Annotated in this window: 1 protein-coding gene; it reads left to right on the top strand. The window is 52.7% G+C overall.

Annotated features, from left to right (window positions below; all coding sequences use genetic code 11):
* Positions 1–80 precede the first annotated feature (80 nt).
* Positions 81–1,210 (top strand): IS3 family transposase gene (locus BGK68_RS27115; protein WP_143433002.1). Its coding sequence is split into 2 segments (ribosomal slippage): positions 81–333 and positions 333–1,210, totalling 1,131 coding nucleotides; the frame shifts between segments, so codons are not numbered across the junction.
* The last annotated feature ends 27 nt before the right edge of the window (positions 1,211–1,237 follow it).

The raw sequence follows: 1,237 nt of genomic DNA, 5'->3' as shown, positions 1-1,237 counted from the left end.
TGATCTGCATCGACGAAATCGGACCGAACCTGGATTGAGTTTTTCGGCAAACTGTGCCTTAACGGAAAAGGAGGTTTGCCATGAAGAAAAAGCGTTTTTCAGTGGAGCAGATCGTGGCGGTGCTGAAGCAGGCGGAACTAGGAATGCCTGTTGCCGAAGTGATCCGCAACGTGGGTATTTCGGAACAGACGTTTTATCGCTGGAAGAAGCAATACGCCGGCTTGCAGTCGGATCAGGTCCGTGAGTTCAAGCAACTCCAAGAGGAAAACGCAAGGCTCAAAAAGCTGGTTGCGGAGCTGAGTCTGGATAAAGCGATCTTGCAGGATGTCGCTGCAAAAAAATGGCCCGGCCCGCGTTGAAGAATGAAGTAGTGGACTATATCGTCAGTCACTACGGCATTCAGATACGTCGGGCCTGCAGGTTGATGCAACATTTGCGCAGCAACTATTACTACCGCAGCGTCAGGGATCCGCAGTTGGCGCTGCGCCGGCGCATGCATGAAATTGCCGGCACCCGTGTGCGCTACGGTTATCGGCGCATCCATGTATTGTTGGGGCGAGAGGGTTGGCAGTTAGGGCGGCATCAAGCTTATCGGATCTACCGTGAAGAACAATTGCAGTTGCGTTCGAAGTTGCCCAAACGACGCAAGATGGTGGTGACGCGCCAGGCCAAGGTGCAGCCAAAACGCCCCAACGAGGCCTGGAGCATGGACTTTGTGGCCGATCAGCTATCAAACGGGGTGAAGTTCAGAACGTTGACGATCGTTGACGTGTTCAGCAAGGAATCATTGGCCATCGAGGTAGGGCAAAAGCTCAGAGGCGAACATGTGGTCGAGATGCTCAATCGCTTGGTGGCGCAACGCGGTGCACCGAAGTATGTATTTGTAGATAACGGAAGCGAATTCTCTGGGCGCTTGATGGACCTATGGGCTTACCACTACGGCGTGCGTATCGACTTTAGCCGCCTTGGAAAGCCAACCGACAATTGCCATATCGAGACGTTTAACGGATCATTCCGGGATGAATGCCTCAATGTGCATTGGTTCAGCTCCTTGGCAGAGGCCAAGGCGATCATTGAGGATTGGCGCAGGGACTACAATGAGAGCAGGCCTCACTCTGCTCTCAATGACATGACACCACTCGAATTCGCAAGTCGGGTAAGGGATTCAGGTCTGGAGCAAGAAATTTTAACGCCGAAAACTAACTCTTAAAATGGTCCGGCGTTCCGTAGCGGATCA

Source organism: Herbaspirillum camelliae, assembly GCF_001929405.1.
Lineage (GTDB): Bacteria > Pseudomonadota > Gammaproteobacteria > Burkholderiales > Burkholderiaceae_D > Herbaspirillum > Herbaspirillum seropedicae.
The sequence above is the reverse complement of the archived record's forward strand: the minus strand, read 5'-3'. Positions and strand labels throughout refer to the sequence as shown.